At 60.5% G+C, this 26,235-nt stretch carries 26 protein-coding genes and 1 tRNA gene; 16 read left to right on the forward strand and 11 right to left on the reverse strand.

From position 1 onward, the window contains the following. Positions 1-69: 69 nt before the first annotated feature. Positions 70-291 carry a DUF982 domain-containing protein gene (locus tag AC4CWF_RS07900; RefSeq protein WP_491284677.1) on the reverse strand — a complete coding sequence of 74 codons (222 nt, stop codon included), beginning with the start codon at positions 289-291 and terminating at the stop codon, positions 70-72. A 214-nt stretch (positions 292-505) separates the two neighbouring features. Here AC4CWF_RS07900 and AC4CWF_RS07905 point away from each other — a divergent pair, with 214 nt between their 5' ends. Continuing rightward, positions 506-1,252 carry a nuclease gene (locus tag AC4CWF_RS07905; RefSeq protein WP_491284679.1) on the forward strand — a complete coding sequence of 249 codons (747 nt, stop codon included), beginning with the start codon at positions 506-508 and terminating at the stop codon, positions 1,250-1,252. 129 nt (positions 1,253-1,381) lie between these two features. Further along, the gene (locus AC4CWF_RS07910; protein ID WP_491284681.1) at positions 1,382-1,642 is read left to right on the forward strand and encodes a DUF6074 family protein; all 261 of its coding nucleotides are present in this window, start codon (positions 1,382-1,384) and stop codon (positions 1,640-1,642) included. 203 nt (positions 1,643-1,845) lie between these two features. Here AC4CWF_RS07910 and AC4CWF_RS07915 read toward each other — a convergent pair. After that, a tRNA-Lys gene (locus AC4CWF_RS07915) sits at positions 1,846-1,921 on the reverse strand. A 342-nt stretch (positions 1,922-2,263) separates the two neighbouring features. On the opposite strand from AC4CWF_RS07915, the gene AC4CWF_RS07920 reads away from it, so the two are divergent. Continuing rightward, positions 2,264-2,755, forward strand: coding sequence for a heme-degrading domain-containing protein (locus AC4CWF_RS07920; RefSeq protein ID WP_491284683.1), 492 nt, complete (start codon positions 2,264-2,266; stop codon positions 2,753-2,755). Positions 2,756-2,823: 68 nt separating this feature from the next. Here AC4CWF_RS07920 and AC4CWF_RS07925 read toward each other — a convergent pair whose 3' ends face one another. Continuing rightward, positions 2,824-3,075, reverse strand: coding sequence for a GlsB/YeaQ/YmgE family stress response membrane protein (locus AC4CWF_RS07925; protein WP_491284685.1), 252 nt, complete (start codon positions 3,073-3,075; stop codon positions 2,824-2,826). A 245-nt stretch (positions 3,076-3,320) separates the two neighbouring features. Between AC4CWF_RS07925 and AC4CWF_RS07930 the strand changes: the two genes are divergently transcribed. The 4 genes from AC4CWF_RS07930 to AC4CWF_RS07945 all read left to right on the forward strand — a co-directional run bounded on the left by AC4CWF_RS07930 (position 3,321) and on the right by AC4CWF_RS07945 (position 10,328). Further along, positions 3,321-5,873, forward strand: coding sequence for a mechanosensitive ion channel domain-containing protein (locus AC4CWF_RS07930; protein WP_491285282.1), 2,553 nt, complete (start codon positions 3,321-3,323; stop codon positions 5,871-5,873). 175 nt (positions 5,874-6,048) lie between these two features. Continuing rightward, complete coding sequence (locus tag AC4CWF_RS07935; RefSeq protein ID WP_491284687.1) at positions 6,049-8,565, forward strand: GcvT family protein; 2,517 nt, start codon at positions 6,049-6,051, stop codon at positions 8,563-8,565. A 155-nt stretch (positions 8,566-8,720) separates the two neighbouring features. Further along, positions 8,721-9,578 carry a response regulator gene (locus AC4CWF_RS07940; RefSeq protein ID WP_491284689.1) on the forward strand — a complete coding sequence of 286 codons (858 nt, stop codon included), beginning with the start codon at positions 8,721-8,723 and terminating at the stop codon, positions 9,576-9,578. A 207-nt stretch (positions 9,579-9,785) separates the two neighbouring features. Continuing rightward, the gene (locus AC4CWF_RS07945) at positions 9,786-10,328 is read left to right on the forward strand and encodes a DUF1003 domain-containing protein (protein ID WP_491284691.1); all 543 of its coding nucleotides are present in this window, start codon (positions 9,786-9,788) and stop codon (positions 10,326-10,328) included. A gap of 126 nt (positions 10,329-10,454) precedes the next feature. On the opposite strand, the gene AC4CWF_RS07950 is transcribed toward AC4CWF_RS07945, so the two are convergent. Continuing rightward, complete coding sequence (locus AC4CWF_RS07950; RefSeq protein WP_491284693.1) at positions 10,455-11,474, reverse strand: GlxA family transcriptional regulator; 1,020 nt, start codon at positions 11,472-11,474, stop codon at positions 10,455-10,457. 271 nt (positions 11,475-11,745) lie between these two features. Continuing rightward, positions 11,746-11,970 carry a hypothetical protein gene (locus AC4CWF_RS07955; protein ID WP_491284694.1) on the reverse strand — a complete coding sequence of 75 codons (225 nt, stop codon included), beginning with the start codon at positions 11,968-11,970 and terminating at the stop codon, positions 11,746-11,748. A gap of 165 nt (positions 11,971-12,135) precedes the next feature. Between AC4CWF_RS07955 and AC4CWF_RS07960 the strand changes: the two genes are divergently transcribed. Then, positions 12,136-13,074 (forward strand): LysR family transcriptional regulator, encoded by a 939-nt coding sequence (locus AC4CWF_RS07960; protein WP_491285285.1) that lies wholly within the window; start codon positions 12,136-12,138, stop codon positions 13,072-13,074. 410 nt (positions 13,075-13,484) lie between these two features. On the opposite strand, the gene AC4CWF_RS07965 is transcribed toward AC4CWF_RS07960, so the two are convergent. Then, complete coding sequence (locus AC4CWF_RS07965) at positions 13,485-14,261, reverse strand: formyl transferase (protein ID WP_491284696.1); 777 nt, start codon at positions 14,259-14,261, stop codon at positions 13,485-13,487. Positions 14,262-14,497: 236 nt separating this feature from the next. On the opposite strand from AC4CWF_RS07965, the gene AC4CWF_RS07970 reads away from it, so the two are divergent. Both AC4CWF_RS07970 and AC4CWF_RS07975 read left to right on the forward strand, forming a co-directional pair. Continuing rightward, positions 14,498-14,656, forward strand: coding sequence for an entericidin domain-containing protein (locus tag AC4CWF_RS07970; protein ID WP_491284698.1), 159 nt, complete (start codon positions 14,498-14,500; stop codon positions 14,654-14,656). Between the two features lie 224 nt (positions 14,657-14,880). Then, positions 14,881-15,495 carry a biliverdin-producing heme oxygenase gene (locus AC4CWF_RS07975; protein ID WP_491284700.1) on the forward strand — a complete coding sequence of 205 codons (615 nt, stop codon included), beginning with the start codon at positions 14,881-14,883 and terminating at the stop codon, positions 15,493-15,495. A 47-nt stretch (positions 15,496-15,542) separates the two neighbouring features. Here AC4CWF_RS07975 and AC4CWF_RS07980 read toward each other — a convergent pair whose 3' ends face one another. From AC4CWF_RS07980 to AC4CWF_RS07995, 4 genes are all read right to left on the reverse strand, one after another. Further along, positions 15,543-15,893 carry a hypothetical protein gene (locus AC4CWF_RS07980; protein WP_491284702.1) on the reverse strand — a complete coding sequence of 117 codons (351 nt, stop codon included), beginning with the start codon at positions 15,891-15,893 and terminating at the stop codon, positions 15,543-15,545. Positions 15,894-15,996: 103 nt separating this feature from the next. Then, the gene (locus AC4CWF_RS07985) at positions 15,997-17,046 is read right to left on the reverse strand and encodes a quaternary amine ABC transporter ATP-binding protein (protein WP_491284704.1); all 1,050 of its coding nucleotides are present in this window, start codon (positions 17,044-17,046) and stop codon (positions 15,997-15,999) included. Further along, a complete protein-coding gene (locus AC4CWF_RS07990) occupies positions 17,039-17,947 on the reverse strand; it encodes an ABC transporter permease (protein ID WP_491284706.1) in 909 nt (302 codons plus the stop codon). The genes AC4CWF_RS07985 and AC4CWF_RS07990 overlap by 8 nt, the downstream gene beginning before the upstream one ends. Before the next feature lie 299 nt (positions 17,948-18,246). Beyond that, positions 18,247-19,245, reverse strand: coding sequence for an ABC transporter substrate-binding protein (locus AC4CWF_RS07995; RefSeq protein ID WP_491284708.1), 999 nt, complete (start codon positions 19,243-19,245; stop codon positions 18,247-18,249). A gap of 985 nt (positions 19,246-20,230) precedes the next feature. Here AC4CWF_RS07995 and cobU point away from each other — a divergent pair. Then, positions 20,231-20,755, forward strand: a complete 525-nt coding sequence (gene cobU, locus AC4CWF_RS08000; protein ID WP_491284709.1) for a bifunctional adenosylcobinamide kinase/adenosylcobinamide-phosphate guanylyltransferase — start codon at positions 20,231-20,233, stop codon at positions 20,753-20,755. Between the two features lie 7 nt (positions 20,756-20,762). Here the strand turns inward: cobU and AC4CWF_RS08005 are convergent, their stop codons facing one another. Further along, a complete protein-coding gene (locus AC4CWF_RS08005; protein ID WP_491284710.1) occupies positions 20,763-21,548 on the reverse strand; it encodes a TSUP family transporter in 786 nt (261 codons plus the stop codon). 208 nt (positions 21,549-21,756) lie between these two features. Here AC4CWF_RS08005 and AC4CWF_RS08010 point away from each other — a divergent pair, with 208 nt between their 5' ends. The 5 genes from AC4CWF_RS08010 (at position 21,757) to AC4CWF_RS08030 (ending at position 26,201) form a co-directional block, all read left to right on the forward strand. Beyond that, positions 21,757-22,716 carry a nucleoside hydrolase gene (locus tag AC4CWF_RS08010; RefSeq protein ID WP_491284712.1) on the forward strand — a complete coding sequence of 320 codons (960 nt, stop codon included), beginning with the start codon at positions 21,757-21,759 and terminating at the stop codon, positions 22,714-22,716. A 158-nt stretch (positions 22,717-22,874) separates the two neighbouring features. Further along, positions 22,875-23,159, forward strand: a complete 285-nt coding sequence (locus tag AC4CWF_RS08015) for an acyl carrier protein (protein ID WP_210104799.1) — start codon at positions 22,875-22,877, stop codon at positions 23,157-23,159. Between the two features lie 22 nt (positions 23,160-23,181). Next, positions 23,182-23,652 (forward strand): 3-hydroxyacyl-ACP dehydratase FabZ family protein, encoded by a 471-nt coding sequence (locus tag AC4CWF_RS08020; RefSeq protein ID WP_491284713.1) that lies wholly within the window; start codon positions 23,182-23,184, stop codon positions 23,650-23,652. A 43-nt stretch (positions 23,653-23,695) separates the two neighbouring features. Then, on the forward strand, positions 23,696-24,901 hold the full coding sequence (locus AC4CWF_RS08025) for a beta-ketoacyl-ACP synthase (protein ID WP_491284715.1): 1,206 nt from the start codon (positions 23,696-23,698) through the stop codon (positions 24,899-24,901). Between the two features lie 10 nt (positions 24,902-24,911). After that, on the forward strand, positions 24,912-26,201 hold the full coding sequence (locus AC4CWF_RS08030; protein ID WP_491284717.1) for a beta-ketoacyl-ACP synthase: 1,290 nt from the start codon (positions 24,912-24,914) through the stop codon (positions 26,199-26,201). Positions 26,202-26,235 lie beyond the last annotated feature (34 nt).

The following is a 26,235-nucleotide window of genomic DNA, read 5'->3' on the forward strand; positions in this document are numbered from 1 at the left end:
GCCGGCCTTGTTCCCTGTTCCACCCATGGCTCCGCTTGCTCGGATCAGGGAACAAGGCCGGCGCGCACCTCAGTGCAGCTTTGCTTCTTCCACCGCCGCTTCGAAACGCTGACGCGCGGCATCCGGCGCCTCCCGGCCGTCAAGCGCTGCCAGACACGAGAGATGCGCTTTTGCAAAACACATGCCCTTGATGGCTGGCCAGCGAAAATCCATGAAGCGGATGGCCTCATGCGGGCCGGTGATGACCTCGCGGCCAATCCTGACGGGGTTCTGCCAATGTGCTTTTTCCATGTCTTCCTCCCATGGGGTGTGCCTTCGCGTGGAAGGCATGCCGGCTTAACTTCCGGCCGCGGCCCGGGTTCCCTTGGCCTCTCCCGCACCTGCAGCGCATCGTACGCCGCAGGATTTGCGCCGGCGCTTGCGGTAAATTTCGTCTTAACGCCGTCATGAAAACTCTTTGGAAACCACCCATGATGATGATGGCCCGCATCAGGATGGGACAGACATGGCAAAAGCAGCATCCAGCCGGCCAAAACGCCGGCGAAAAACTACCAGAAAGACAACGGGCGGTCGCCTGTGGTTCTGGCTCCTGGCGCTTGTCGTGGTGCTCGGCAGTATTGTCGCCTACGATAATTCCAAGGAACTGCGCCGCTTCGTCGCGAGTAACTTTCCAAGTCTGTCGACCCCACCGCCCGCCTCCAGACAGGTTTCCGTCGCGCGCCAGGGCACGGCTTCCTCTCCCGCAAGGCCACAGGCGACGGTGCCGGTGCCGCCGCTTCCCGTCGGGCGTGGGCGTGAGGCGGCAACGGTGGAGGAAGTGCTGGCACGACAGCCCGCTTTGCCGCTAGCCGGTGCTGGCGCCGACAAACAGATGGGCGAGACGCTGGTCGGGCGGGGTTACCGCAACACGTTCTATTTCTGCGGCACGTCCGGCCTCGACAATTGCGTGGCCGATGGCGGCGTCTTCTGGTTTCACAAGCAGGAAATCCGGCTTGCCGACATCGTTGCGCCAAAAACCGAAAATGCCCGCTGCGACAGCGAACGGCAAAAGGGATTTGCCGCCAAGGTTCGGCTCCGCGATCTCCTCAATCAGGGCGGTTTCGATCTGGTTGATTGGCCGAACGCCGATGGAGACGGGCGCGGCCGTAGGCTGAGGGTCGTCATGCGCAACGGCCAGTCCATCGGCCAGCAGCTGGTGCGCGAAGGTCTTGTGCACGGCGTTTCCGACGCAGCCAAACCCTGGTGCGGATGAGGCCGCCTTTTTGCGCCGAAACTGGAATAGATCGGCCTTCTCACCATCCTGTTTAGGATTTGGGAACCACTTCCAGCGATTGTTCAACCTTAGTGATTTGATTCGATTGCGTGCGTATTAGGAGACATCATGGCGCTTGCACATTTCCCCGCCGATCGACGTAGGGCAGACATCAAGCGTTGTGCGCAGGCACTGCTCGATATCCATGGCGAGGACGCCAACCGCTTCTGGCGTGCCGAGATGGCGGCTCTTGCCAAGGGGCTGATGCAGCAGGGCGCTTCGAGCGAAGAAATTTCCCATCAGGCGGCTTTGTTCATGAACGCCGTGCAGATGGAATTGCAGCATCTGTTTGCTGAGGAAGAACAGCAGGCGCTCGACGCTCGCGCCTGAGCGGCGCACGGCCACTGCTTTCCCGATGACTTCCAAAAAAGTGGCGTTCGCGCCACTTTTTTTATGCGCCTTAAGAAGACGCCTCTGCCGCAATTGATTCGAATCGGTGCTGAAGGAAGGCTAAGAAAAATCCGGCAAAAAGCAATGAAGCCGCCGGGTTCCTTTAGGAACCGCAGCAGCTTCAAAATACCTTTGAAAAAGACTGGTGGGTGATGTAGGGCTCGAACCTACGACCCGCTGATTAAGAGTCAGCTGCTCTACCAACTGAGCTAATCACCCATCCGTGCGGCCCTGCGTTTCAGCGGCGCCGCTGGTGTGAGAGGGCGTATAAAGGGGATGTTTCAGCTTGTCTAGCGCCCTTTCAAAAAAACTTTCGTTTCTTTTCAACAGCCCCTTCCGAGATCGCAGGGTTTTGTTCCAAAGCGCCTGCAAAGCCGGGCTTTTGGCCGGAGAAAATTTTTTACTCCCCAGACGGACGCAATCGATGGCCAGCGCCTGCGGAAGGCAGTCGGTGAAGATGGGCTAAATCTGGTTGTCGAACTGGTTGCGGGTCGGCTTTATGGGCTACTGTAGCAGTGCGGTTCGCTACCCGGGACGGGAGCGACAAGGGGAGGAATACCGATGGCTATCGAGGACGATATTGCAAAGGTTGGCGAACAGGAGAGGCTGCTGCGGTTTGATCGCTTCGATCTCACCAGCGCCTGGTCTGTCGGCGAGAATCTGCGCCGGCGTGCCGACGAGCGAGGTCTGGTTTTATCCATCGATATTCGCATCAACGGCATGCAAGCGTTTTTCTCAGCTCTTCCGGAAGCACGGCCGGATTTCGAGCATTGGATCCGCCGCAAGCGCAATCTGGTCGAGCGGTTCCTGCGCTCAAGCTATGGGCTCGGGCTAGAGCTGAAAGCACAGAATGCCACAATGGAAGAAAAGTGGGGGCTTTCAAGCGCCGACTATGCGGCCCACGGCGGCTGCTTTCCCATTTTCGTCAACGGAGTCGGCTGTATCGGCACGGTCACCGTGTCCGGTCTTCCCCAGCGGGACGATCATAATCTGGTGGTCGAGGTGCTCGCCCGTCACCTCGGGATTAATTCGCATTCGATGCAGCTAGCCTGATTTTCTTGAAGGCACAAAAAAACCGGATGCCTGGGCACCCGGTTTTTCGGTTCACCTGTGCAAAGGTGTTAGCGCCTGATCATGCGCGCGACGGCAATCAGGATGCAGGCGCCGATAAAGCCTGCGATCAGATAACCGATCCAGCCGCCCAGCACGACGCCGAAGACACTGAGGATGGCGTTGGCGACGATGGCGCCGACGATGCCCAGGATGATGTTCATGAGAACACCCATGTTGCTCTTCATGAACTGCTCTGCCAGCCAGCCGGCGATGCCGCCGATGATGATGGCTGCGATCCAGCCGATACCTGCGTTTTCCATGACCTTACCCTCTCGTTTCATAGGTGTCGGGCCGTCAACGCCGATCCGTGCCGAATGTTCCAGCAGAGGTAAATTCGGTTGAAGCGCCGGCATGCCCCGGCTTTACGCTAGGCCGCTGTCTCGGCATGCCTTAGTTCTGCCCCTTCGCCGGTGTCGAAGCGGCAACTCTTTGCGTCAATCCACTTTCCTTCGGGAACAACTGAACTTATGGACTGAAGCTTCACCTGCCTGGGGTTCCCGACGTGATGAAATTGCCTTTCGACCGGTCCATCGGCTTTGTGCGCCTGGCGCTGCTTGTCACAGGTCTCGCTTTGGCCGCGACCAGCCTCAGCGCCGGCTTTTCGCGCGCGCAGGATCCGCAGGCCGCCCCGACATCCTCCGCCCCCGAACCGGCAGCCAATGCCGCTCCGGGCGCTACGCTTCCCGGCAACGATGCGCTGACCGTTGACACCGAGGCGGTTCTTGCCAATGCGCGCAAGTCGCTGGAAACGATAACAGCGCAGACGGCAGACGCCGATGTCGAGGATTTTCGCCTCGCCGAATTCAAGGTACAGGCCGATGATCTCGCCACGCATGTGGACGAGACGATGGTGAAGACCCGCCAGCGGCTGGAGCAGATCCAGACAAGGGTCACCCAGCTTGGCGAACCGCCGCAGGAGGGCCAGCCGCCAGAAGCGCTTGTCGTCACCGAAGAGCGCAAACGGCTGATGACCGAGCGCAACGAGTTGAATGCCGTTTCGGCCGAAGCCGGACAGGTGGTGGCCGCCGCGCGGTCGCTGTCAGCCAAGATCACCGAGCAGCGTCGCCGGCTGTTTTCCGAAAGGCTGCTCAAATATACCGATCTGTCGGCGGCCGTGTTCACTGACGCGGCCCAAGCCTTCACCGCCGAGGTGCGCGCGTTCAACGGCGCCATGTCCGGCTGGATCAGCTTTGCCTGGAAGTTTAAGAAGCTGCAGCTTCTGTCGGCGATCTTCCTGTCGATCTGTGCGGCGCTGCTGTTTCTGGCCGGCGGCTACCGGCTGTTCGGGCGGATGATCAACCGCGACCTTTCGGTGGAAAATCCACCCTATATCACGCGGCTGTCCTTTGCCTTCTGGTCGCTGATCGTGCAGACGGCGTCGCTGACCGCCTTCCTCATTGCCACGTTCTTTTTCCTTGTCAGCTTTAATGTGCTGCGCTCGGATGTGGCGCCGATGATCGCTTCCTTCTTCGGTTTCGTCTGGCTGGTGTTCTTCGTGGCGCGGCTGTGCGGGCTGTTGTTTGCGCCCGAGCATCCGAACTGGCGCCTTGCCCATGTGTCGAACCGGGGCGGGCGATGGCTCTATTGGCTCGTGCTCGGCATGGCCGTTATCAACGGGCTTGATTACGTGCTGAGCGCCATCGGCGAAGCCTTGAATTCGCCGGTGGTGCTGACCATCGTCAAGAGCCTGGTCGCCTCCGTACTGGTCGGCCTGATCCTCATCGGCATGTCGTTCCTGCGCCCGGAACTTGCAGACAGCAAGGACCCGGAGGAAGCGGGGCGGCCCTGGCCGCGCGGCGTTCCGCTCCTGATGCGGGCGATGGGGCTTGGGCTGATCTTTGCGGTGCTCACCGGTTATGTCGGGCTGGCGCGGTTTGCCTCCACGCAGATCGTGCTCACCGGTGCCATGATCGTCACCATGTATATCGGGCTTCTATCGGGCAAGGCTGTCGGCAAGCAGGGTAGTTTTGCCAATACCGTGGTCGGTCGTCATTTTGCCGAGCGCTTCAAGCTCGGTGAAGTGGCGCTGGATCAGATCGGGCTTGCGGCTGGGCTTGGCATCTATGCGGTGGCGCTTCTGTTCGGCGTGCCGCTGATCCTGCTCACCTGGGGTTTTCAGATCCAGGACATCCAGAGCGCCGCCTATCGTCTGTTCACGCAGATCTCCATCGGCAGCATCAATATCTCGCTCATCGGTATCCTCGGCGGCGTGCTGCTGTTCCTGCTGGGGTATCTCGGCACCCATTGGGCGCAGCGCTGGATAGACCGAAATGTCATGGCCCGCAGCCAGGTGGATGCCGGCGTGCGCAATTCGGTCAAGACCGGCATCGGTTACCTCGGCATCGGCCTTGCGGCTGTCATCGGCATTTCGGCGGCCGGCATCGATCTTTCGAGCCTTGCGCTGGTTGCCAGTGCGCTCTCCGTCGGTATCGGTTTTGGTCTGCAGAACATCGTGTCCAATTTCGTTTCCGGCCTCATCCTTCTGGTGGAACGGCCGTTCAAAGTGGGTGACCATGTTGTGACGGGCACAACGGAGGGCATCGTCAAGCGTATCTCTGTGCGTGCAACCGAGATCGAAACCTTCCGCAAGCAGTCGATCATCGTGCCGAATTCCGATCTCATCAATGCCGCGGTCGGTAACTGGACGCATCGCAACCGCATCCAGCGCTCGGAAGTGCCTGTTAGCGTCGGGTATGATTCGGATCCGAAGCGGGTGATCGCGCTGCTGCTGGAGCTGGCGCATGCCGTGCCAGAGGTTCTGCGCAATCCCGAGCCGCATGTGGAATTCCTGCGGTTTGGGGCCTCGTCGCTCGATTTTGAGCTGCGCTTTCACCTGGCGGACATGAACGATGGCCTGACCGTGCGCAACAATCTGCGTGCCGAGATCCTGAAGCGGTTCCGCGAGGAAGGCATCGAGATGCCCTATCCGCATCAGGATGTGAACATCCGCGGCACCGTGCTGACGCGTCTCGAGCCTTCGGCTCCGAAGCCTCAGGAGAAGGCGTCGCAGACAGACAAGGATGGCGAAGGCGAGGGGGCATCTCCCGAGCCTGCCTGAACCGTGACCAAGGCGCGTCTGCATTTGGCAGCCGTCAATTTTGCCCTCGTCGCGGCAAGCTTGGCGCATGTCGTAAACAGGCGTTTGGCTGGCGGCTGGTGATTGCATAGTCGGCGCGGAAATTATGCGCGGGTGCCGTTCATCGGGCACCCGTCTGGTCAGAGGGGATGCTCAGATGAAGACACATGCACGGGCGGTCGTGATCGGTGGCGGGGTAGTGGGTGTTTCCACGCTCTACCATCTGGCAAAAAAGGGCTGGAACGATGCCGTGCTCATCGAGCGCAAGGAGCTGACGTCAGGTTCCACCTGGCATGCGGCGGGCCTTCTGCCGCTGTTCAACCTGTCCTACTCGGTCGGCCAGCTGCACAAATATTCGGTGCGCTTTTACGAGGAGCTGCAAGTGGAAACCGGCATGAATGTCGGTTTTTCAAAGGTGTCCAACATCCGTCTCGCGCGCACCAAAGACCGCTGGGACGAATACATGTATTATGCCGGCATCGCCGAAACCATCGGCGTCAAGGTCAACATGCTGACGCCGGAAGAGGTCAAGGAGATCTGGCCGCTCTGCGAGACCGACGGCATTCTCGGCGCCATCCAGCATCCCGATGACGGTTATATCCAGCCGGCGGACCTGACGCAGGCGCTGGCCAAGGGCGCGCGCGATTTTGGCGCCACCATCTACCGCAACACCACCGTCACCGCCATCGAGCAGCAGGCGGACGGGCTCTGGAAGGTAACGACCGACAAGGGCGAGATCACCGCCGAGCACATCATTTCCTGCACCGGCAACTTTGCCCGCAAGACCGGCGAAATGGTCGGCCTCGATGTGCCGGTCATTCCCGTCGAGCACCAGTATATCGTCACCGAACCACATCCGGCGATCCTGGAGCGTCGCCGTCAGGGCCTGCCGGAAATGGGCGTTCTGCGCGAATCCGACAGCGCCTGGTACATGCGCGAGGAGGCCGGCGGCCTCATCCTCGGGCCTTACGAGGTCGGCGCGCCCGTCTGTTATGTCGATGGTCCCTCGGCCGAAAGCGAATACGAGCTGTTCCAGGAAGAGCTGGATCGCTTGATGCCGCATATCGAAGCGGCGATCGCCCGCGTGCCGGCTTTTGGTGAGGTTGGCATCAAGAAGGTCTATAACGGCGCCATCGCCTATACGCCCGATGGTAACCCCATCGTTGGGCCTGCGCCGGGCTTGAAGAATTTCTGGCTGAACGAGGGCCATTCCTTCGGCATCACGGCGGCCGGCGGCGCCGGCTGGCAGCTGGCGGAATGGATCGTCGATGGCGAGCCCACCGTCGACATGATGGGTGTCGATCCCCGTCGTTTCGGCCCCTACGCGACCGAAGGTTACCTCATTGCCAAGAACGAGGAAGCCTATGCCAACGTCTTCACCATGCATTACCCGGATGAGGAGCGCTCTGCCGCGCGTCCCTTGAAGGTGACGCCGGTCTATGATCGCCTGAAGAAGATGGGCGGCGTGTTCGGTTCGGTCTATGGCTGGGAGCGCGCCAACTGGTTTGCGCCGGAAGGATATGAAGTGCCCGCCGATCAGCTCGGCGTCGGTGCCGATGTCCTCACCAGCCACAACCATGCGCCGCCGACGGAAGACGGCCGTATCGTGGAAAAATGGTCGTTCCGCCGCTCGAACTATTTTGAGCATGTCGGCAACGAGGTGAAGAACGTAAACGAGAATGTCGGCGTGCTCGACATGTCGGCCTTCGCCAAGATGGAAGTGTCCGGCCCCGGCGCGCGTGCTTTCCTCGAATCGATTTTCGCCAACGTGATCCCCAAGAAGCGCGGCCGCATCGCGCTCTGCCACATGCCGACACCGGCTGGCGGCGTGAAGGCGGAGTTTACCGTCTATGAGTGGGCGCCGGATCGGTTCTACATGGTGTCTGCCGGTTTCCTCGAAGCCCATGACCACGACCTGTTGCAGCGTCTGGCGCCGAAGGATGGCTCCGTCACCCTGCAGCCGATCACGCAGAAATACGGCGTGCTGGTTCTTGCCGGCCCGAAATCGCGTCAGCTTTTGAAGAAACTCACCCGCACCAGTCTCGACAACAAGGATTTCCCTTGGTTGACGGGCAAGAAGATCGCGGTGGGCGTGGCAACGGCCCATGCGCTGCGCGTCAACTTCATCGGCGAACTCGGCTGGGAGCTGCATCACCCGATCGAGATGCAGGCCACCATCTTCGATCAGCTGATGGAAGCTGGCGCCGAGTTTGGCATCAAGCCCTTCGGTATCCGGGCCATGGTGTCGATGGCGGTCGAAAAATCCTATCGCAACATGGGTCGCGAACTGTCGATCGAATACAACGCCTACGAATCGGGCCTTGATCGTTTCATCCGTCCGGAAAAGCAGTTCATCGGCCGCGATGCCATGCTGGCGGCGCGTGACGCGGGTCTGCGCTCCAACCTCGTCACGCTTATCGTCGAGGGCAATACGGACGTCGATGCCCGTGGCTCTGAAGCGATCTACAATGAGGTCGGCGACCTCGTCGGGCGCGCCACCAGCGGTGCGTACGGTTGGCGTATCGGAAAGTCCGTGGCGCTTGCCATGGTGCGGCCGGACCATGCGGCCGCAGGCACCAAGCTGAAGATCAAGATCCTCGGCACGCTGTTTGATGCGGTGGTGGTGCCGGAAAGCCCGTTCGACCCTGATAATGCGGCGATCCGCGCCGGCTGATCGGCGCAATCAAGGATTGATTGACCATGTTTTGAAGGCGGCTCCCTGGGGCCGCCTTTTTCGCTTGATTGTGCTACTTGTCCCCGATTCGCTTAAGGGTTCTGCAAGTCTGCTTTTTTATATTCAATGCATCACGAATATAAAGAAGGCGGATCATGACGTACCTCGGGATTTCCGGAATGCAATACTCTGGCGAACAGTTTCCGGAGGCTCGTATCATCGTGGCGGAAGACTCAAACGTCTTCACCTCCATGATCCGTCAGCGGCTGAAGGAAATCGTTGGTATTGACGCAGAGATCTGCCGCACGCACGAAGATCTGATGATGGCAAACGAGTTGTCGGACGAGCCGGTGACGCTGGCGATCTCCAACATCAACCTGCCGGGCGCCGAAAATGGTGAAGCGCTGGAATATCTGCTCGACCTCAATATCCCGACCATCGTTTTTACCGGCACGTTCCAGGAACAGACGCGCGAAAAGCTGCTGGCCAAGGATATCGTCGACTACATCCTGAAGGACAACGTCTTTGCCGTGGAAATGCTGGTGGAATCGGTCTGCCGCTTCCTCACCAACCACCGCCATCACGTGCTGATCGTCGATGACAGCCCGACGGCGCGCGCGCTCCTGTCAACGCGCCTCAAGCGCTATAATTTCCGTGTGAGCGTTGCCGAAAGCGGCGCCAAGGCCATCGACCTCCTGAAGAAGAACGCCGATATCGGCCTCGTCGTTACCGATTACAACATGCCCGATATCGACGGTTTCGAACTGACGCGCCGCATCCGCTCGGTGCGCGGCTCGCACGAGTTGCGCGTCATCGGCGTCTCCTCCTCGACGGACCGCCTTCTGTCGGCGCGTTTCCTGAAGGCCGGCGGCAATGACTTCATGCTGCGCCCCTTCATCGACGAGGAGTTTTATTGCCGCGTCAACCAGAACCTGGACACGCTCTTGCAGATCAAGTCCATGCAGGCCTATCAGCGGCGCGAAGCCTCCGCCAAGGCTGCCGTTCCGGCCTGATGTCCACCGCCCTTGATCTGCCTGCGCCGCGTTCCGAAAGGGACGCGGCGTTTTTGCTGATGGCCGTAGACCAGCTGGCTGACCTTTGCCCGGCCATTGAGGCGGGGGCGGCATACCGGCAACACTCGGTGTTTTTAGCGGGCAGCGCCCGGACACCCGCAACTTGATCGCGTCGGGCAAGTTCCTCGTCTGAGACGGAGAACCCGGATGCCCAAATCCAATCAACAGCCCATGACCCCATCAGGTCGTCTTGACCGAAATATTGACACGCTCCTGGAGCGGCGTATCCGGGACGAGGCGCAGGCCTCCCTGGAGGACAAGGCCGCAGGCGCCATTACCTGTTTTGCGGGATCGATGACGTTTGTTTATCTCCATGCCCTCGTATTCGGCGGCTGGATTCTTGTGAATACCGGTTTTCTGCCATTCATACCGGCCTTTGATCCCTCGCTTGTGATCCTCGCCATGGTGGCATCGGTGGAAGCCATCTTTATTTCCACCTTCGTGATGATCAGTCAGAACAGGATGGCCAAGGCAGATGACAAGCGGGCGGACCTCAACCTGCAGATTTCGCTTCTGGCGGAACACGAGACCACGCAGATCCTCTCCATTGTCGCGGCAATGGCCGAAAAGCTTGGCATCGTCGTCGAGCAGAAAGAGGAAATCGAGGAATTGCAAAAGGACGTCACGCCGGAAGAGGTGCTCGATACGATGGAACGCGTATCGTCAAAGGATGCGCACGAGACGACGTGACGTTTAAGGCTGCCGGGGAAAGGGCAGGGGCCAAGCGTGACAGGCTGGGCCCCTTTTTGATGAGAACTCTGACAGCCTGTCGCGCCGCTGATCGTGGCGACCAGCGGCGGCGTACATCAGCGTGATTTAGGCGACCGCACCCATGCGCAGCGTGCTCATCGTCAGCTTGCGCTCGGCCCGCTCCTGCTGCGGCGAGCGGTTATAGACCTCGCGGTAACACTTGGAAAAATGCGAGGCGGAGACGAAACCGCAGGCAACGGCCACTTCCACCACCGGCATCGAGGATTGGACCAGCAGATGGCGGGCGCGGTCGAGGCGGATTTCCAGGTAATAACGCGCCGGTGAGCGGCCCATTTCCTGTCGAAACAGCCGCTCGATCTGCCGGCGCGACAGGCCGACATCGTCGGCGATCTCGATCAGCGACAGCGGCTCGGCGAGACTGCTTTCCATCAGTTCGATGATCTGCAGCACTTTTGCGTTCTGTACGCCAAGGCGGGCACGCAGAGGCAGGCGCTGGCGGTCGTGCGGGTTGCGCACCCGGTCGGTCAACTGCTGCTCGCAGACGCGGTTGACCAGCGTTTCGCCAAAATCCTGGCCGATCAGGTTCAGCATCATGTCGAGCGATGCAGTGCCGCCGGCGCAGGTATAGAGATTGCCGTCGACCTCATAGAGATCGGCATAAACCTCCGCCTGCGGAAAGGCCTCGGCGAAGCCCGGCAGGTTTTCCCAGTGGATGGCGCAGCGCTTGCCGTTCAGAAGCCCTGCCTGCGCCAGCACATGGGCGCCCGTACAGAGACTGCCGACGGCTACGCCGCGATTATACGTTTCGCGCAAGAAGGCGTTGACCGACTTGTTGTTGAATTCCTCGACATAAACGCCGGAACAGATCAACACCATGTTCGGGCGCCGTTCGCCGCCGAGATGGCGCCGCTCATCGGCCAGCGAACTGTTGACCTCAAGCGCAATGCCGCTCGAAGAATGCACCTTTTCGCCGTCCGTAGACGCCAGGCGCCATTCATAGGCCGGGTAGCCCAGCATGCGGTTGGCAATGCGCAGCGTTTCAACCGCGGCGGCAAAGGGCAGCATTGTAAAATGGGGAACGAGAAAAAAGACGAGCGTGCGCTTCGTGACCTGAGGCTTGTTCATCGGCGAGGGGGCTCCGTGGCGGATCGACATTCCTCGCGTGAAATTATGGTGCATGAATGTCCTTCATGCGACATTCAAAGTTGTATTCGCGCCCAACTCATAAAACAGCAATGCCGCGCTCTACCATTTTTGCGACATGGTGCAATCGCTGCCTTCTGAGGGGCCAACTGGCGCAAATTTGGGCTATTTACCGCCCTTCCAAAGCCGAAATGTAAAACCCGCGTCCGGTGCTCTTCGAACGCGGGTTTCGGTGAATGTCGCAAATTTGCATTCAGCGGCGCTCCGTCGCCGCGGCGTCGCTTGTGGGCCAGCCGATGTCCTTGCGGGCATCGAAGGGCAGCGATTCCAGCAGGCGTTCCGTCTGGCGCCGGGTGCGTGCTGCCTGCCAGGCCGAAACGTGTGGCGCGATCATCGCCCAGAGCGATGAGAGGGGGAGGGATGGAAGGCGCCAGCGCCTCTGTGACGGGTGCGTGCGGTGGTCGAGTATCATGGTCATTGTCATTCTCCTTCGGGTCTGCGACTGCCCGGTCGCCGCTGATAGCCATGCGCCGGGTTTATCGATCAATCAAACGAATGAAATTTATATCACTGATCGATTTCTGTGATTTCATGCCGTCTGATGTTGCAAAGATGCGGCATGGTTGACGATCAATCAAACGAAATGATATGGTGCTTAAGTTCAGTTAAATTGAAAGATGGATCGATGAACGCACCCTTTCGCCCTTCGCTGCCGCTGCTCGACAATGACGTGCTGCGCACCTTTGTGGCCATTGCCGAAACGGGGAATTTTTCGACGGCGGCAGAAGCCGTGCTGCGCACGCCGTCTGCCGTATCCATGCAGATCAAGAAACTGGAAGAGCAGTTGCGCACAACGCTGTTCTTGCGCGATGCCCGCTCCGTCAGCCTCACCCAGCATGGAGAGATGCTGCTGTCTTATGCACGCCGCATGATCGCATTGTCGAACGAAGCGGTGTCGCGTTTCGTCATGCCGGAACTATCCGGCGTGGTGCGGCTGGGTGCTGCCGATGACATTGCCGAACGTCTTTTGCCGGCGATCCTGAAGGATTTCGGCGCGACCTTTCCCGGCATCATGGTTGATGTCACCGTGGACATGAGTTTGCACCTGCGCCGGCGCATGGAGGAGCAGCGGCTGGATCTGGCGCTGATCAACTGCGCGACCAAACCGTTTCCGACGGAGGGCGAGGTGGTTTATCGCGAAAACCTGGTCTGGGCCGGTGCAAAATGCGGCACGGCGCATCTGCGCGATCCCTTGCCGATTTCGATCTGGGAGGATGGCTGCATCTGGCGTCAGGAGGCGATCAGCCGGCTTGAAGCGATGAAGCGGCCCTATCGTATCGCCTATCTCAGCGCCAACACGATGGCGCAGCGTGCCGCCGTTGTCTCCGATCTTGCCATCGCACCTTTCCCGCGCTCCTACATCACGGAAGACATGACGGTGCTTGGACTGCGGGAGGGATTGCCGGAACTGATCACGTTTGACATTCGGCTCGTGACCGCGCCGAACCTGTCGGTGCCGGGCAAGGCCGTCGCCGAAAGCATTCGCGAAGCCTATAGCGAAATGCAGCGTGCCGCCGCCTGAAGGGCAGGATGTGCCGGTCCCCGGAAATTGCGCTGACGGGGCGATAGACGGCTTTGAGCGGATCCGGATCGGGTCGGCCGGAAACGCCTGAACGGCCGTCTGCCGCCCGCCATTCGGTCATCAGGCGGTATCCGCCATCGTTACATCAGTCCCAACACGGTCAGTATGGCCACGACCAGGACGGAAAAGATGGCAAAGCTGGACCGCAGGACCATGCGGCGGCGCTGTTCGACGCCTGTCCAATCATAGTGCATTATGCTGGCTTTCTGCCTCCCGCCTCTCTTTCTTCATGAACAGGCAGGACTTTTTTGGTGGATCGGCATTCCACTGATCCCTTTATTAGAAGATCAATCCTGCGCGAACCTGTTCCCGGCTGCCGCAGATGATGCGCAGCGTGCGAAGGGCAGGGTTTACCAGATGCCGCGTGTCAGTCCGTGGTAAAGATAGGTCCAGATCGGCGGCGGGTAACGCAGGACCGATCGCCCGACCGGCCGGCGCGGCTGCAAATCGCCGCGCAGGGCATCCTCGATGGCGCGGATGGACATCTGCGTGCCGGCGGCCGTCAACAGCAGCGGATAGGTGGAGATCGTGTCCCGCGGCGATGGCGTCGGGCGCACTTCGTAGAGCGTGTCGCCTGTATCGAGGCCGGCATCGACCAGATGCACTGTCGCTCCGAAATTCGACTTGTCCCGTTCCACCAACGCCCAGTATCCGCCCATTTGCCCGCGATAGGTGGGATTGATGCCGGCATGGAAGTTGATGATGGGGCAGGAGATGGCAGCAAGGGTGCCGCGCGACAGGGCACGGCATGAAATGAGAAACACCACATCCGGCTTCATGCGCAGGATTTCCGCCTGCGCCTCACGGCTGTTGAGCGAAGACACATGTGTGGTCTTGATCGAGGCATCGGCGCCTGCCCAGAGCCGGTATTCCTCCAGGATTTCCTCGGTTCGCCGCATGGCAATCTGCTTGCCGAACCGCGACAGGGCCATGGTTGCAAGCTGCCCGACGGCCGTCAGCCGGCCGAGCCGCCTTGCCCGGCGGCGGAAAATCTCGCGCTTGCTCTCGCTCTCCTCCTGCAGGACCTGCAGTCCCGGAAACGATCGTGCCAGAACATTGACCATAACCTGCGGATTGAGCCCGCCAGCCGTCATCACCACCACGTTTGCGTCGCGCCTGTCCTGCATCCCCGCCCTGTTCTCTGCAGTCTTTTCCCCGTGCCGCAGATAGTTGCGCAGTTGCGCAGAAAAAAACGTTAAGGGGAAGTCCTTCTTCTCGCGGGGTTTGTCCGTCCCCAAGGCAAAAACGGCAGGACACAAAAAGAGCAGTGGAAGGCAGTGAACCTTTTCGCGTCTCATACGTTCCAGAGGCGGAAACTCACTTTCCGGACACGATCCTGTTCATTCCCATCGGAGACTTTCACATGACCGCCAAGACCATCACCGTCATTGCCGCACTGCTCGCCACCACGATGTCCCTCTCGTCCTGCGGCAATACGATCCGTGGCATGGGGCGGGATACTGCAAACACCGTGAATGCGACGCAGGACGCTGGCCGTAGCGTGGAACGCGCCGCCCGTTAAGGCAGCGATACAGACATGTTCGACAAGGCCGGTCTCGCTGACCGGCCTTTTTTGCATTTCCCCGCCCGTCGAATTTCAGCATTTAAATGGTGATAAAATAATTCAACTTTATTGCCGCCCGAAATCCAAGCTGATATCAGGTGCGTCAGGCAGGGAACTCGGGGTCTGGACGCTACAATTGGCGACGATGATCCGCGGGGCAAGTATTGAAGGATCGAGCAAAGATGAGCGCAACCGAAGTTCTGGAGAGGCCGGTGAATGCCGAAGAAAGCCGCACGAAACGGCTGAAGGCTGCAACGCATTCGACGCATGAGCGCCTGGACCAGCGGATCATGCGCGCGGACCCCTTCGCCGATCGTCAGCGCTACGGATGTTTTCTTGTCATGCAGTACCGGTTCCACCGGGATCTCGACGCGCTGTTTTCCAATCCGGAACTCGATGCGCTTTTGCCGGATCTGGCCGGTCGCAACCGCCTCGGCCTGATCGCGCAGGACCTCGCCGATCTCGGGCTCGAGCTTCCGCAGACGACAGAACCGCCGGTGTTTGCCGCCGGACAGCCGGTTGATATGGCAGAGGCACTGGGCTGGCTCTATGTCATCGAAGGCTCCAACCTCGGCGCCGCCTTCCTGTTGAAATATGCCGCAAAGCTTGGCCTCGACGAAACATTTGGCGCCCGCCATCTGGCCGGTTCACCAACCGGGCGCGGGCTGCATTGGCGCACGTTTACCGCAGCACTCGACGGCATTTCCCTGTCGCCTGAAGCGGAAGAGCGCGTTATCGCTGGCGCCGAATCGGCCTTCCGGCGCGTCCACGGCATGACCGAAGAGTGCTTTGCCTGAGAGGCTGATGCAGCTTCAAAAGGAAGCCGGGCCCCCCGATGCCGTCTTCACACGGGAGACGGCGGATAGGCCCGTTCCAGCCCGCCGGAGCGCACAAGGCCTTGCCTGAAAGCCGCAAAGGCCGGATGCTGGCTGGACTTGGACGCTTCTGTTAGCCGCACCTGCAAGCGCGCGGGTGCGGCATTGCCGATCCATTCCCCGCATTTCTGCAGTTTCAGCGAGTTCAGAAACCGCGCGGTTGACGCACGGTTGAGATAAAGATGCAGTCCGTCGAGCAGGGCATCGTCGCATTTCGGATTTTCCATCGCCAGCTGCAGGAAAGACTGGTTGTCGGCCGAGAAGGTGGCAAGTGCGTCAGCCACCGTCTCGCGGTTTGCGATGGAGGAAATCTCGGTCATGGACATGTCCTGCTCAGTCTGCGATGCATCGGATGATGCCATATACAGACTGTCTAATGTTCTTTCAACGGCCCCCGGACGCTAGGTTTCCATCCCCGAAAACTCACCCCGCTGCCTCATGCGGGGTCGGCGTGACCATGGCGGAAACGAGCGCGGAAAAATCCAGCCGGCCGACGGGCAGCCCGCTGTCATCGACCACACGGGCTTGGGTGACATTGGCAAGCGTCATCTGCCGTGCTGCCGTTTCCAGCGTCATCGAAGCGGGCACGGCGATGCTTTCTGAAGATAGCCCCAAATCACCAAGCGGCGTCATGACAGTTCTTGCCTGGATGATCCGGCCGCGATTGACCTCGCGCACGAAGGAGGCGATGTAGTGATCGGCGGGGTTGAGCACGATGTCCTGCCCGGTGCCCTGTTGCACCACCTGTCCGTCGCGCAGGATGGCGATGCGGTCTCCAAGCCTCAAGGCTTCGTCGAGATCATGGGTGATGAAGACAACGGTCTTTTTCAACTCCGCCTGCAGGTCCAGCAACACGCCCTGCATGTCGACGCGGATGAGCGGATCAAGGGCCGAATAGGCTTCGTCCATCAGGAGGATGTCGGCATCGTTGGTGAGCGCCCGGGCAAGCCCCACCCGCTGCTGCATGCCGCCGGACAACTGGTTCGGATAATGGCTCTCGAAGCCGGAAAGCCCGACGCGGTCGATCCAGTACCGTGCCTTTTTCAGGCTGTCGGTGCGCGGGATGCCCTGGATATCGAGGCCGTAGACGGTGTTTTCCAGCACCGTGCGGTGCGGCAATAGGGCAAATTTCTGAAACACCATCGCGGTCTTGTGACGGCGGAATTCGCGAAGCTGGCTGACCGTCATCCGGCAGATGTCGGCGCCGTCATAGATCACTTCGCCCGCCGTTGGCTCGATCAAACGGTTGATGTGGCGGATGAGCGTGGATTTGCCGGAGCCGGAAAGCCCCATCACCACGGTAATGCCGCCGGCGGGCATGGAGATGTTGATATCCTGCAGGCCCAGCACATGGCCATGGTTCTCGTTCAGGTCTGCCTTGGTCATGCCGGCCTTCACGGCCTCGACATAGCCTGCGCCGTCAGGCCCGAAAATCTTGTAGAGCCCGCGGATCTCGATGCCGTGACTAGCCATGCACCACCTCCGAATGTTTCTGCAGCCGCTTGCCAAAGGCCTGGCTTGCGCGGTCGAAGATGATGGCGATGGCCACAAGCGCAAAGCCGTTGAGGAAACCGAAGGTAAAAAACTGGTTGTTGATTGCCTGCAGCGTGTTCTTGCCGAGCCCGCCGACGCCGACCATCGAGGCGACGACAACCATGGCAAGCGACATCATGATGGTCTGGTTGATGCCGGCCATGATGGTGGGAAGCGCCAGCGGGATCTGCACGTTCCACAGTTTCTGGCCGGGCGATGAGCCGAAGGCATCGGCCGCCTCCAGCACGTCACGGTCCACCAGGCGTATGCCGAGATTGGTCAGCCGGATCATCGGCGGCACGGCGTAAATCACCACGGCAATCAGCCCCGGCACCTTGCCGATGCCGAAGATCACCACGACGGGAATGAGATAAACGAAGCTCGGCATGGTCTGCATCACGTCGAGCACCGGATTGACCACACCCTGCACTCGGTTCGAGCGCGCCATGACGATGCCGATCGGCAGGCCGATGAGGATGGCGATGAGGGTGGAGACGGTGACGATGGCGAGCGTTACCATCGTATCCTCCCAGAGCCCGACAAGACCGATGACGCTCATGGCGAGCGCCGTCCCAAGCGTGATGGCCTTCGAGCGGCTGGCGAGATAAACGATGGCCACCATTACGGCGAGCACGAGGATCCACGGCGAGGTGGTGAACAGCCGCTCGAGATAGTTGAGAAACCATTGCAGCGGCTGCACCAGCACATCGATCACGTCTGCGTATTCGCGCACCAACCCCTTGAACCCGTCATCGATCGTCTTGCGGGCCATGCGGATCGTCTGATCGCTGATGGCCGGAAAGTTGCAAAGCGCGTCCGGCAGCACAGAACAGGTCGCCATCGTTTCCCCTTCGATTTTTAAAGGCGTGCCGTTTGCCGGTCGTATCGCCTGTCATACCCCAGCTCCCGTCCCGGCCTCCTCATGAGAAGGTCGGGGATGGGAGGTCAATTTTACCGGAAGGGTCGCCGCAAGGGCGGCCTCAGACTGCTGACAAAGGGCCTTGAACTTGCTTCCGTCATGCTCGGGCTTGTCCCGAGCATCTACAACGTTTTGATTTTATTGGGTCTTGGTAGATCCTCGGCACAAGGCCGAGGATGACGTTGCGGTAGGAACAGCTTTGCCATCAAGCTGGGACCGCCTCAAAGGGCAGCCTTTACCTTTGTCGCGGCCTCGGGGTTCACCCACGGCGTCCAGACGTCGGGGTTGTTTTTGAGGAAATAGCGCGCGGCATCCTCGTTGGTGCCCTGGTTGGCATCCTGCCAGGCCAGGATCGAATTCACCATCGCATTGCCCCACTTGCGTGCCTTCACGTAATCCAGCGCAACGCCCGCCTTTTCGGAAAAACGCTTGGTAATGACGGTATAGGCCTGCGAGGTGGGGTAGGAGTTGACCTTGGGGTTCGGACAATCGGGAACCGCCGTGCAGGCATCCCAGTCCGCCTTGTCATGCGGCACGCCGAAGGACAGTTTTGCCATCTCGTATTTGCCGAGAATGGCGGTCGGTGCCCAGTAATACCCGAGCCAGCCGGTCTTCTTGGCAAAGGCGTTGGCAATAGAGCCGTCAAGGCCTGCCGCCGAACCGGTGTCGACCAGATCGAACCCCTTATCCTTGGCACCCAGCGCCCGGTAGAGATTGGCCGTCGAGACCTGGCAGTTCCAGCCCGAAGGGCAATTGGACACAGCGCCTCTGGAGGAATCTTCCGGGGCAGGGAACAGTTCGGGATGTTTCAGCGCATCCTGCACGGTCTTGATGTCGGGATGGGCGTCTGCGAGGAATTTCGGGATCCACCAGCCTTCCACCGCGCCATCGGCCAGAATTTCGGCGGCGATGATCAGCCGGCCTTCGGTTACGGCTGCATCGAGCGGCGTGCGCACGGCATTCACCCAAAGCTCCGGCGCTACGTCCGGTTGGCCCTTTTCGTTCATGGAAGTGAAGGTCGGCATGGTGTCACCGGTCACCAGCGTCACGGTGCAGCCATATCCCTTTTCAAGGATGATCTTGTCGACCTGGGCTGCGACGCCGGCAGAGGCCCAGTTCATTTCGGCGATGGAGACGTCGCCGCATCCGGCCGCCTGGGCGGAACCGGCCATGGCGTAGAGACCAGCCGCAAGCGCGGTGGAAGCGAGAAGTGTTTTCATCGTCTAAGACCTCCCAGTCTTTGATGGTTACATGTCAAAGGATATGCGTGGCTGAATTACCCTCGGTTGTGCTTCTTGTTTACCATGCCGGTCACCGATCTTGCTGACCGTCTCTGTCAATGTTTGCGCCCCTCGGCTGCCTTTCCGCTTTGTGCGGATTTTGTGTAGTGCGTATGACAGTAAATCGAGCCTAAGCGTTCCGCTTTGAAAATCAACCGTCTGTGGGAGAAGGTGCATCCGGAGAAAGCCGGGCGCGCGCCCGAAACAAGGCAGCAACTGCATCAAAAGGCGCCACTTTTCCATCGACCTGCCGCTAATGTTGCCTCATCGGCGGGTAGAGCCGTGGAGGGATCGAAAAGCTTGCAAAAGTCACGTCTGAGGTTTGACAGATCGTATCCCATTAGCGCCCCTTGCCCACATTCAAAAAATATCGGGGCCAAGCGAAAAAAATTGGAACAATCGCTCACTTAATAACCGGTCGGTAACGAATGAGAGGCTATTCAGTCTGTCGAGGCGAACAGCCCATGGCTCCGGAAAGGTTTTGCGTCCCGGAGCCAGTTTGTATCTTGCTGTACTGGCTCTGTTCAGAGCCGCTGCCTTTATGGCCGTTAAGGCTGGTTTTGCGGCACGCTTCTCCCTCAATGTATCATTGCCATCGTTATCTGAAGCATCCTGTATGCGGCGGTTGACACCCCGCGCGTCCTGCCGCAATCTCTCACCTGGGGCTTGCTTGCGTCCGGGACGGCGCAGCAGGACTGGACGGACCAATCGGTGCTCTCCGGTGGAGAGCGGGATCAAGGTCAGGCGGGTCAACGGGTGCATGGGCAGCCGGACGCGCTTGGCCTCCAGCCGAGGCTTTCGCATAAGGCACATGATCAGCCGGGGTGGCGACCTCCTTATCTACGAATTTGCCACTCTTTCATGATGTTTTAAGCGATACGGCCGGTCCGTCCCTTTCAATTTCTGACAGTTTATGGCGCATGGCATGGCAATTCAGCATCCCGGCAAGATCACCTTCGTGCTGGGCGGTGCCCGCTCGGGAAAGTCCCGGTTTGCCGAAGGCCTGGCGAATGAGGCCGGCCTGCAAAAACACTATATTGCCACGGGCGAGGCTTGGGACGACGAAATGCGCCAGCGCATCGCGCAGCACCGGCAACAGCGTGGCGAGGGCTGGGTGACGCATGAGGTGCCGCTGGAGCTTTCCTCCGCGCTTGCCTCTATCGCCGCGCCCGACAGGGTCGTGCTGGTCGATTGCCTGACACTCTGGATCACCAACCTGATGATGGCCGAGCGCGCGCTGGACGACGAAATGCGCCGGATGGTGGCTTCGCTGGCATCGCTGCCGGGTCCGGTCATCTTCGTGTCGAACGAGGTTGGCCTTGGCATCGTGCCGGAAAATCGTATGGCACGCGCCTTTCGCGATCATGCCGGGCGCCTGCACCAGCAGCTGGCAGCCGTCGCCGACGCGGTGTTTTTTATCGCCGCCGGCCTGCCGCTGAAGATGAAGTGATGCGCCTCTAAAACCCCAGCCAGATCCGGATCGGATGGGTGGGGTCGGCCACAAGTTTGGTGGCCATGGCAAGGCAGGAAATCACCAGAAGCGGCTTGATCAGCTTTGCGCCGCCGCGCATGGCAAGCCCTGAACCGATCTGCGCGCCGATCAACTGGCCAACGCCCATGATCAGTCCCACCTTCCAGAGGATCGCGCCGTTCACCGCAAAGACGGCCAGCGAGCCGAGGTTCGAGCCGAGGTTGAGGAGCTTTGTGTGCGCCGTCGCCTTCAGCATGCCAAAGCCGGCTAGCAGCACGAAGCCCAGCATGTAGAACGAGCCGGCGCCGGGGCCGAAAATGCCATCATAGAGCGCCACGAAGGGCACGGCTGTCACGGCAAAGACGGTGGGGGTAATGCGCCGCGTGCTGTCGCGGTCGGAGAGGTTCGGCTTCAGCGCAAAAAATAGCGCGATGGCAACCAGCAGGAAGGGAATGGCAGCCCCCAGATAACGTCCTGGCACATGCGAGGCGATGAGCGCGCCGCCACCGCCGGCCACCAAGGCAATCAATGCCATTGGCAACTGCTCTTTCAGCTTCACGTGGCCGCGCCGGGCATAGGCAATCGTGGCCGATGCCGTGCCGAACGGCCCCTGCACCTTATTGGTGGCAATGGCTTCCAGCGGCGGCACGCCGGCGAGCAGCAGGCAAGGAACCGTGATGAGGCCACCGCCACCGGCAATCGAATCGATGAAGCCGGCAAGGATCGCTGCCAGAAACAGCAGCGCAAGGATCTGGGGAGCAAGGTCGTGCACGGAAAAATCTCTGGGCAAGGCGGCCGTGGCGACGGCAGCGGGAAAGAGCGGATGCCGCCTTCTGGCACTCCGGCGGCCTTGCCGCAAGCGGGCAGGCAGTCTTTGCCGTCTGAAGCAATGCAGAGTGTGGCTTTGGGACATCGGCGGACTTGCGCTACGGCCATTCGGCGTTATGGTGCCGCCCTCCCAACCGGCAGGATATTTCGGCATGCATAAGGTGATTTTCGACACGGATCCGGGCATCGATGATGCGATGGCGCTTCTCTTTCTTCACAAGCACCCTGAGATCGACCTTGTCGGCGTGACCACCGTGTTCGGCAATGCGCCGATCGACATCACTACGCGTAACGCGCTTTATCTCGGCGAGGCCTGGGATATCCCGGCACCGGTTGCCGAAGGGGCAGGGCAGACATTTGATCCCGCCCGCGGCGGGGCCTACTGGCCAACCGCCATCCACGGCCATAACGGCATCGGTGACGTACCGGTGCCGGACGTGATCTCTCGTGTGAAGGATCCCCGCCCGGCCTTTCAGTTCATCATCGATACCGTGCGCGCCCATCCCGGCGAAATCACGCTGATTGCCGTGGGTCGCATGACCAATCTGGCGCTGGCGCTGAAGGCAGATCCGGAGATTGCCGGCCTCGTCAAACAGGTCGTCATCATGGGCGGCGCGTTTGATGTGAACGGCAATGTCTCGCCGGCGGCTGAGGCCAATATCCATGGCGATCCGGAAGCTGCCGATATCGTCTTTACCGCCTCCTGGCCGGTGGTCGTCGTCGGTCTCGATGTCACGCTGCAGACGGTGATGACGAGCGGGTTCCTGGCCGACATGGTGGCCTCCGGCGCCCCTGAGGTTCAGCTGCTCTCGGATATCTCGCAGCTCTATATTGATTTCTACAAGACCCGGGTCGGCGATGGCATGGTGGTGCATGACAGCTGCGCCTGCGTCTATCTGGTGCGCCCGGACCTCTTCGATACGAGAAGTGGTGCGATCCGTGTGGTCTGCGGCGGTATTGCCGATGGCCAGACCATCCAGAAGCCGGATGGTCGCGGTTTCCCGCCGGGCGCCTGGGACGGTTATCCGAGCCAGAAGGTGACGATGGGCGTGCGCCCCGAAGGCGTGCTCGAGGTGATCCGGGTTGCGCTGGTGGAAGGCCGCGCTGCCTGAGCGGTAGGCCCACAGCCGTTCAACAAAGCCCGCGCCATAGCGCCAGATGCTGTTTAGGCAACAGTTCGGGTGCAAAATTTGAACTTGCGCTTCGCAGCCCATTGGCATCGAAGCGTCTTTTCCCTATGTGGAACCCTAACAATCAGAATTCAGAGGACATGAGCGTGACCGCTACCTTCGATAAAGTCGCCGATATCATCGCAGAAACCAGCGAAATCGACCGCGAGACCATTACGCCGGAAAGCCACACGATCGACGATCTCGGCATCGACAGCCTCGACTTCCTCGACATCGTGTTTGCGATCGACAAGGAATTCGGCATCAAGATCCCGCTTGAGCAGTGGACGCAGGAAGTCAACGAAGGCAAGGTTTCCACCGAGGAATATTTTGTCCTGAAGAACCTCTGCGCCAAGATCGATGAGCTGAAGGCGGCCAAGGGCTGAAACGCCTTGCCGGCAAAGCCTGATGCTTCTTGAATATTTTCAGATGATCGACAGCGTCGAAGCGGTGGATCTTGATGCAAAAACGCTGAAGGCGCGCTCGGTCGTGCCTTCGCAAAGCCCCGTGTTTGAAGGCCATTTTCCCGGCATGCCTCTGGTGCCCGGTGTTCTCCTCATCGAGACGATGGCGCAGGCGAGCGGATTTCTGGTGCTGGCGGCGAGCAATTTTGCCGCCATGCCGTTTCTGATGTCTGTCGATGGCGCCAAGATGCGCACCTTCGTCGAGCCCGATGCGGTGCTCGACATCGAGGTGTTTCTGGAGCATGAGGGATCCGGTTACGCGGTGACCAAGGCCAAGATCACGTCTGCGGGAAAGAAGGTCTGCGACGCGCAGTTGAAGCTGCGCACCATGCCGTTCGCGGAGGTGCCGCTGGCTGATATCGTGCGCAAGCGTGCCGTCGAAGTCGGCCTCATGGATGCGCTTGGCCCCCGTTAGAGACCGGCTGCCAGGACCGGCTGTAAGAAGGATCGACTTCAAGATGAGCAGTTCAGACAAGGATGTCGTCATCACCGGTGTCGGGATCGTCACCTGTCAGGGTGTCGGCAAGGCGCCGCATGTGGCGCTGCTGACCGGTTCCGACGTGGCGCGCCCGCGCATCGAGACCGAACGCTTCAAGCCCTATCCGGTGCATCCGATGCCGGAGATCGACTGGTCCGCTCAGATCGCCAAGCGCGGCGACCAGCGCCAGATGGAAAACTGGCAGCGCCTCGGCGTTTTCGCAGCCGGCCTTGCGCTTGATGATGCGGGCCTGAAGGACAATGTCGAGGCCTGCGGCACGATGGACATGATCGTGGCGGCTGGCGGTGGAGAACGCGACATCAAGGTCGATTCGCTGATCGTTGACGAGGCGCTGAAGCGCAACGACCGCGAACAGCTGCTCAACGAGAAACTGACGACGGAACTGCGCCCGACGCTGTTTCTAGCCCAGCTGTCGAACCTCATGGCCGGCAATATCTCCATCGTTCACAAGGTTACCGGCTCGTCGCGCACTTTTATGGGCGAGGAAGCAGCCGGCATTTCCGCTGTCGAGACCGCCTATCACCGCATCAAGGCCGGCCAGTCGACGCATTCGCTCGTTGGCGGCGCCTTTGTGGCCGAACGCGCCGATATCATTCTTCTGGTCGAGGGCATCCGGGCCCATGCGACGGGGGACTGGCATCCTCTCTGGTCGCGCGCCATCGAAAACGGTGGTGGCATGATGATGGGCTCGGTCGGCGCTTTCCTCGTGATGGAATCGCGCACCCACGCCGAATCGCGCGGCGCTCACATCTATGCGGTCGTTGATGCCATCGAAGGCGATCGCGGCAGCCGCGATGACCGTGGGCTCGAAACACGGCTCGGCCGCATGGCAACGCTTGCCTCGGAGGTGACACCCGGCGATCTCGTGGTTTTTTCCGGCTCGAGCGGCGTTGTGGATCTGGCAGCCCGCGAGCGGGCAGCGCTGGAGGTTGAATTTCCGGGTGCTGCGATCCGCGGTTATGGCGGGGTCACCGGCCATGCCATGGAAGCGCAGTTTCCGCTCGGCCTTGCGCTTGCAGCGCTGGCCCTCGATACCAATGCACACGTGCCGGCCTTCGACACGGACCATGAACGCCCGATGAGCGGTGGCGCAAGCCACGCGGTGGTCACCACCGTCGGTTACCTGCGCGGCGAGGGCCTTGCTGTCCTGTCGACGAACGGCTGAGGATTTCATCATGAGCAGTACCGCTTTCAAGGATCATCTTGGCCGGCCGATTGTCGCGGTCACCGGCATGGGCGTCATCACGTCGCTCGGGCAGGGGCTTGCCGACAATTGGGCAGCGCTCACGTCTGGCACGTCGGGCATCCACAAGATCACCCGCTTCCCGACCGATGGTCTTTCCACCCGCATCTGCGGCACCGTGGATTTTATCGAGGTCCCACATCCCAATTCCGTCGAACGGTCCTTTGCCTTTGCCCGCGAAACCACGCGCGAAGCCTTGGCGCAGGCGGGCCTGTCGGGTGATTTCGCCGGCCCGCTGTTTTTGGCTGCCCCGCCGGTCGAGCCGGAATGGAGCGCCCGTTTCGAGCTTGCCGACCGCGCGCCGCCGGCCGAAAAGGAAGGCGATGCCTATGAGCGGTTCCTTGCCGCCATGCGCGAACGTCCCGATCCGGTGTTTCTGGAAGCGGCCCAGTTCGGCTCGATCTCCGAGCGCCTCTCCGACCTTTTTGGCACGCGGGGTCTTCCCGTAACGTTGTCGACGGCGTGTGCCTCTGGCGCGACCGCCATTCAGCTTGGTGTGGAAGCCATTCGGCAGGGCCGCACCGAGCGTGCGCTGACGGTTGCAACCGATGGCTCCGTGTCTGCCGAAGCGCTCATCCGCTTCTCGCTGCTCTCGGCGCTCTCCACCCAGAACGATCCACCGGAAAAGGCGTCAAAGCCCTTCAGCAAGGATCGCGACGGTTTTGTCATCGCCGAAGGCGCCGCAACGCTCGTGCTGGAATCGCTGGAAGCGGCCGTTGCCCGTGGCGCCAAGGTGCTCGGTATCCTGAAGGGTTGCGGCGAAAAGGCCGATCATTTCCACCGCACCCGCTCGTCTCCCGATGGCGGACCGGCGATTGCCACCATTCGCGCCGCGCTTGACGATGCCGGCATCGATGAAAGCCGGATCGGTTACATCAATGCCCACGGCACCTCGACGCCGGAAAACGACAAGATGGAATATGGCGCAATGCTGTCGGTCTTCGGCGAGCGGCTGAAGGATGGCATTCCGTCCTCCTCCAACAAGTCAATGATCGGCCACACGCTGACGGCAGCAGGGGCTGTCGAAGCGGTGTTTTCCATCCAGACGATGCTGACGGGAACGCTGCCGCCGACGATCAACTACACCAATCCGGACCCGACCATCGTTCTCGATGTCGTGCCGAACGTGAAGCGCGATCAGCAGGTGACGGCGGTGCTCTCCAACTCGTTCGGTTTTGGCGGGCAGAACGCCAGCCTTGTCATGACGGTGGAGCCGGCCTAAACACCGGTTCTGATCCGGCTCCGTTTCCGGCGCC

This window comes from Neorhizobium sp. PAMB6630 (genome assembly GCF_058242775.1).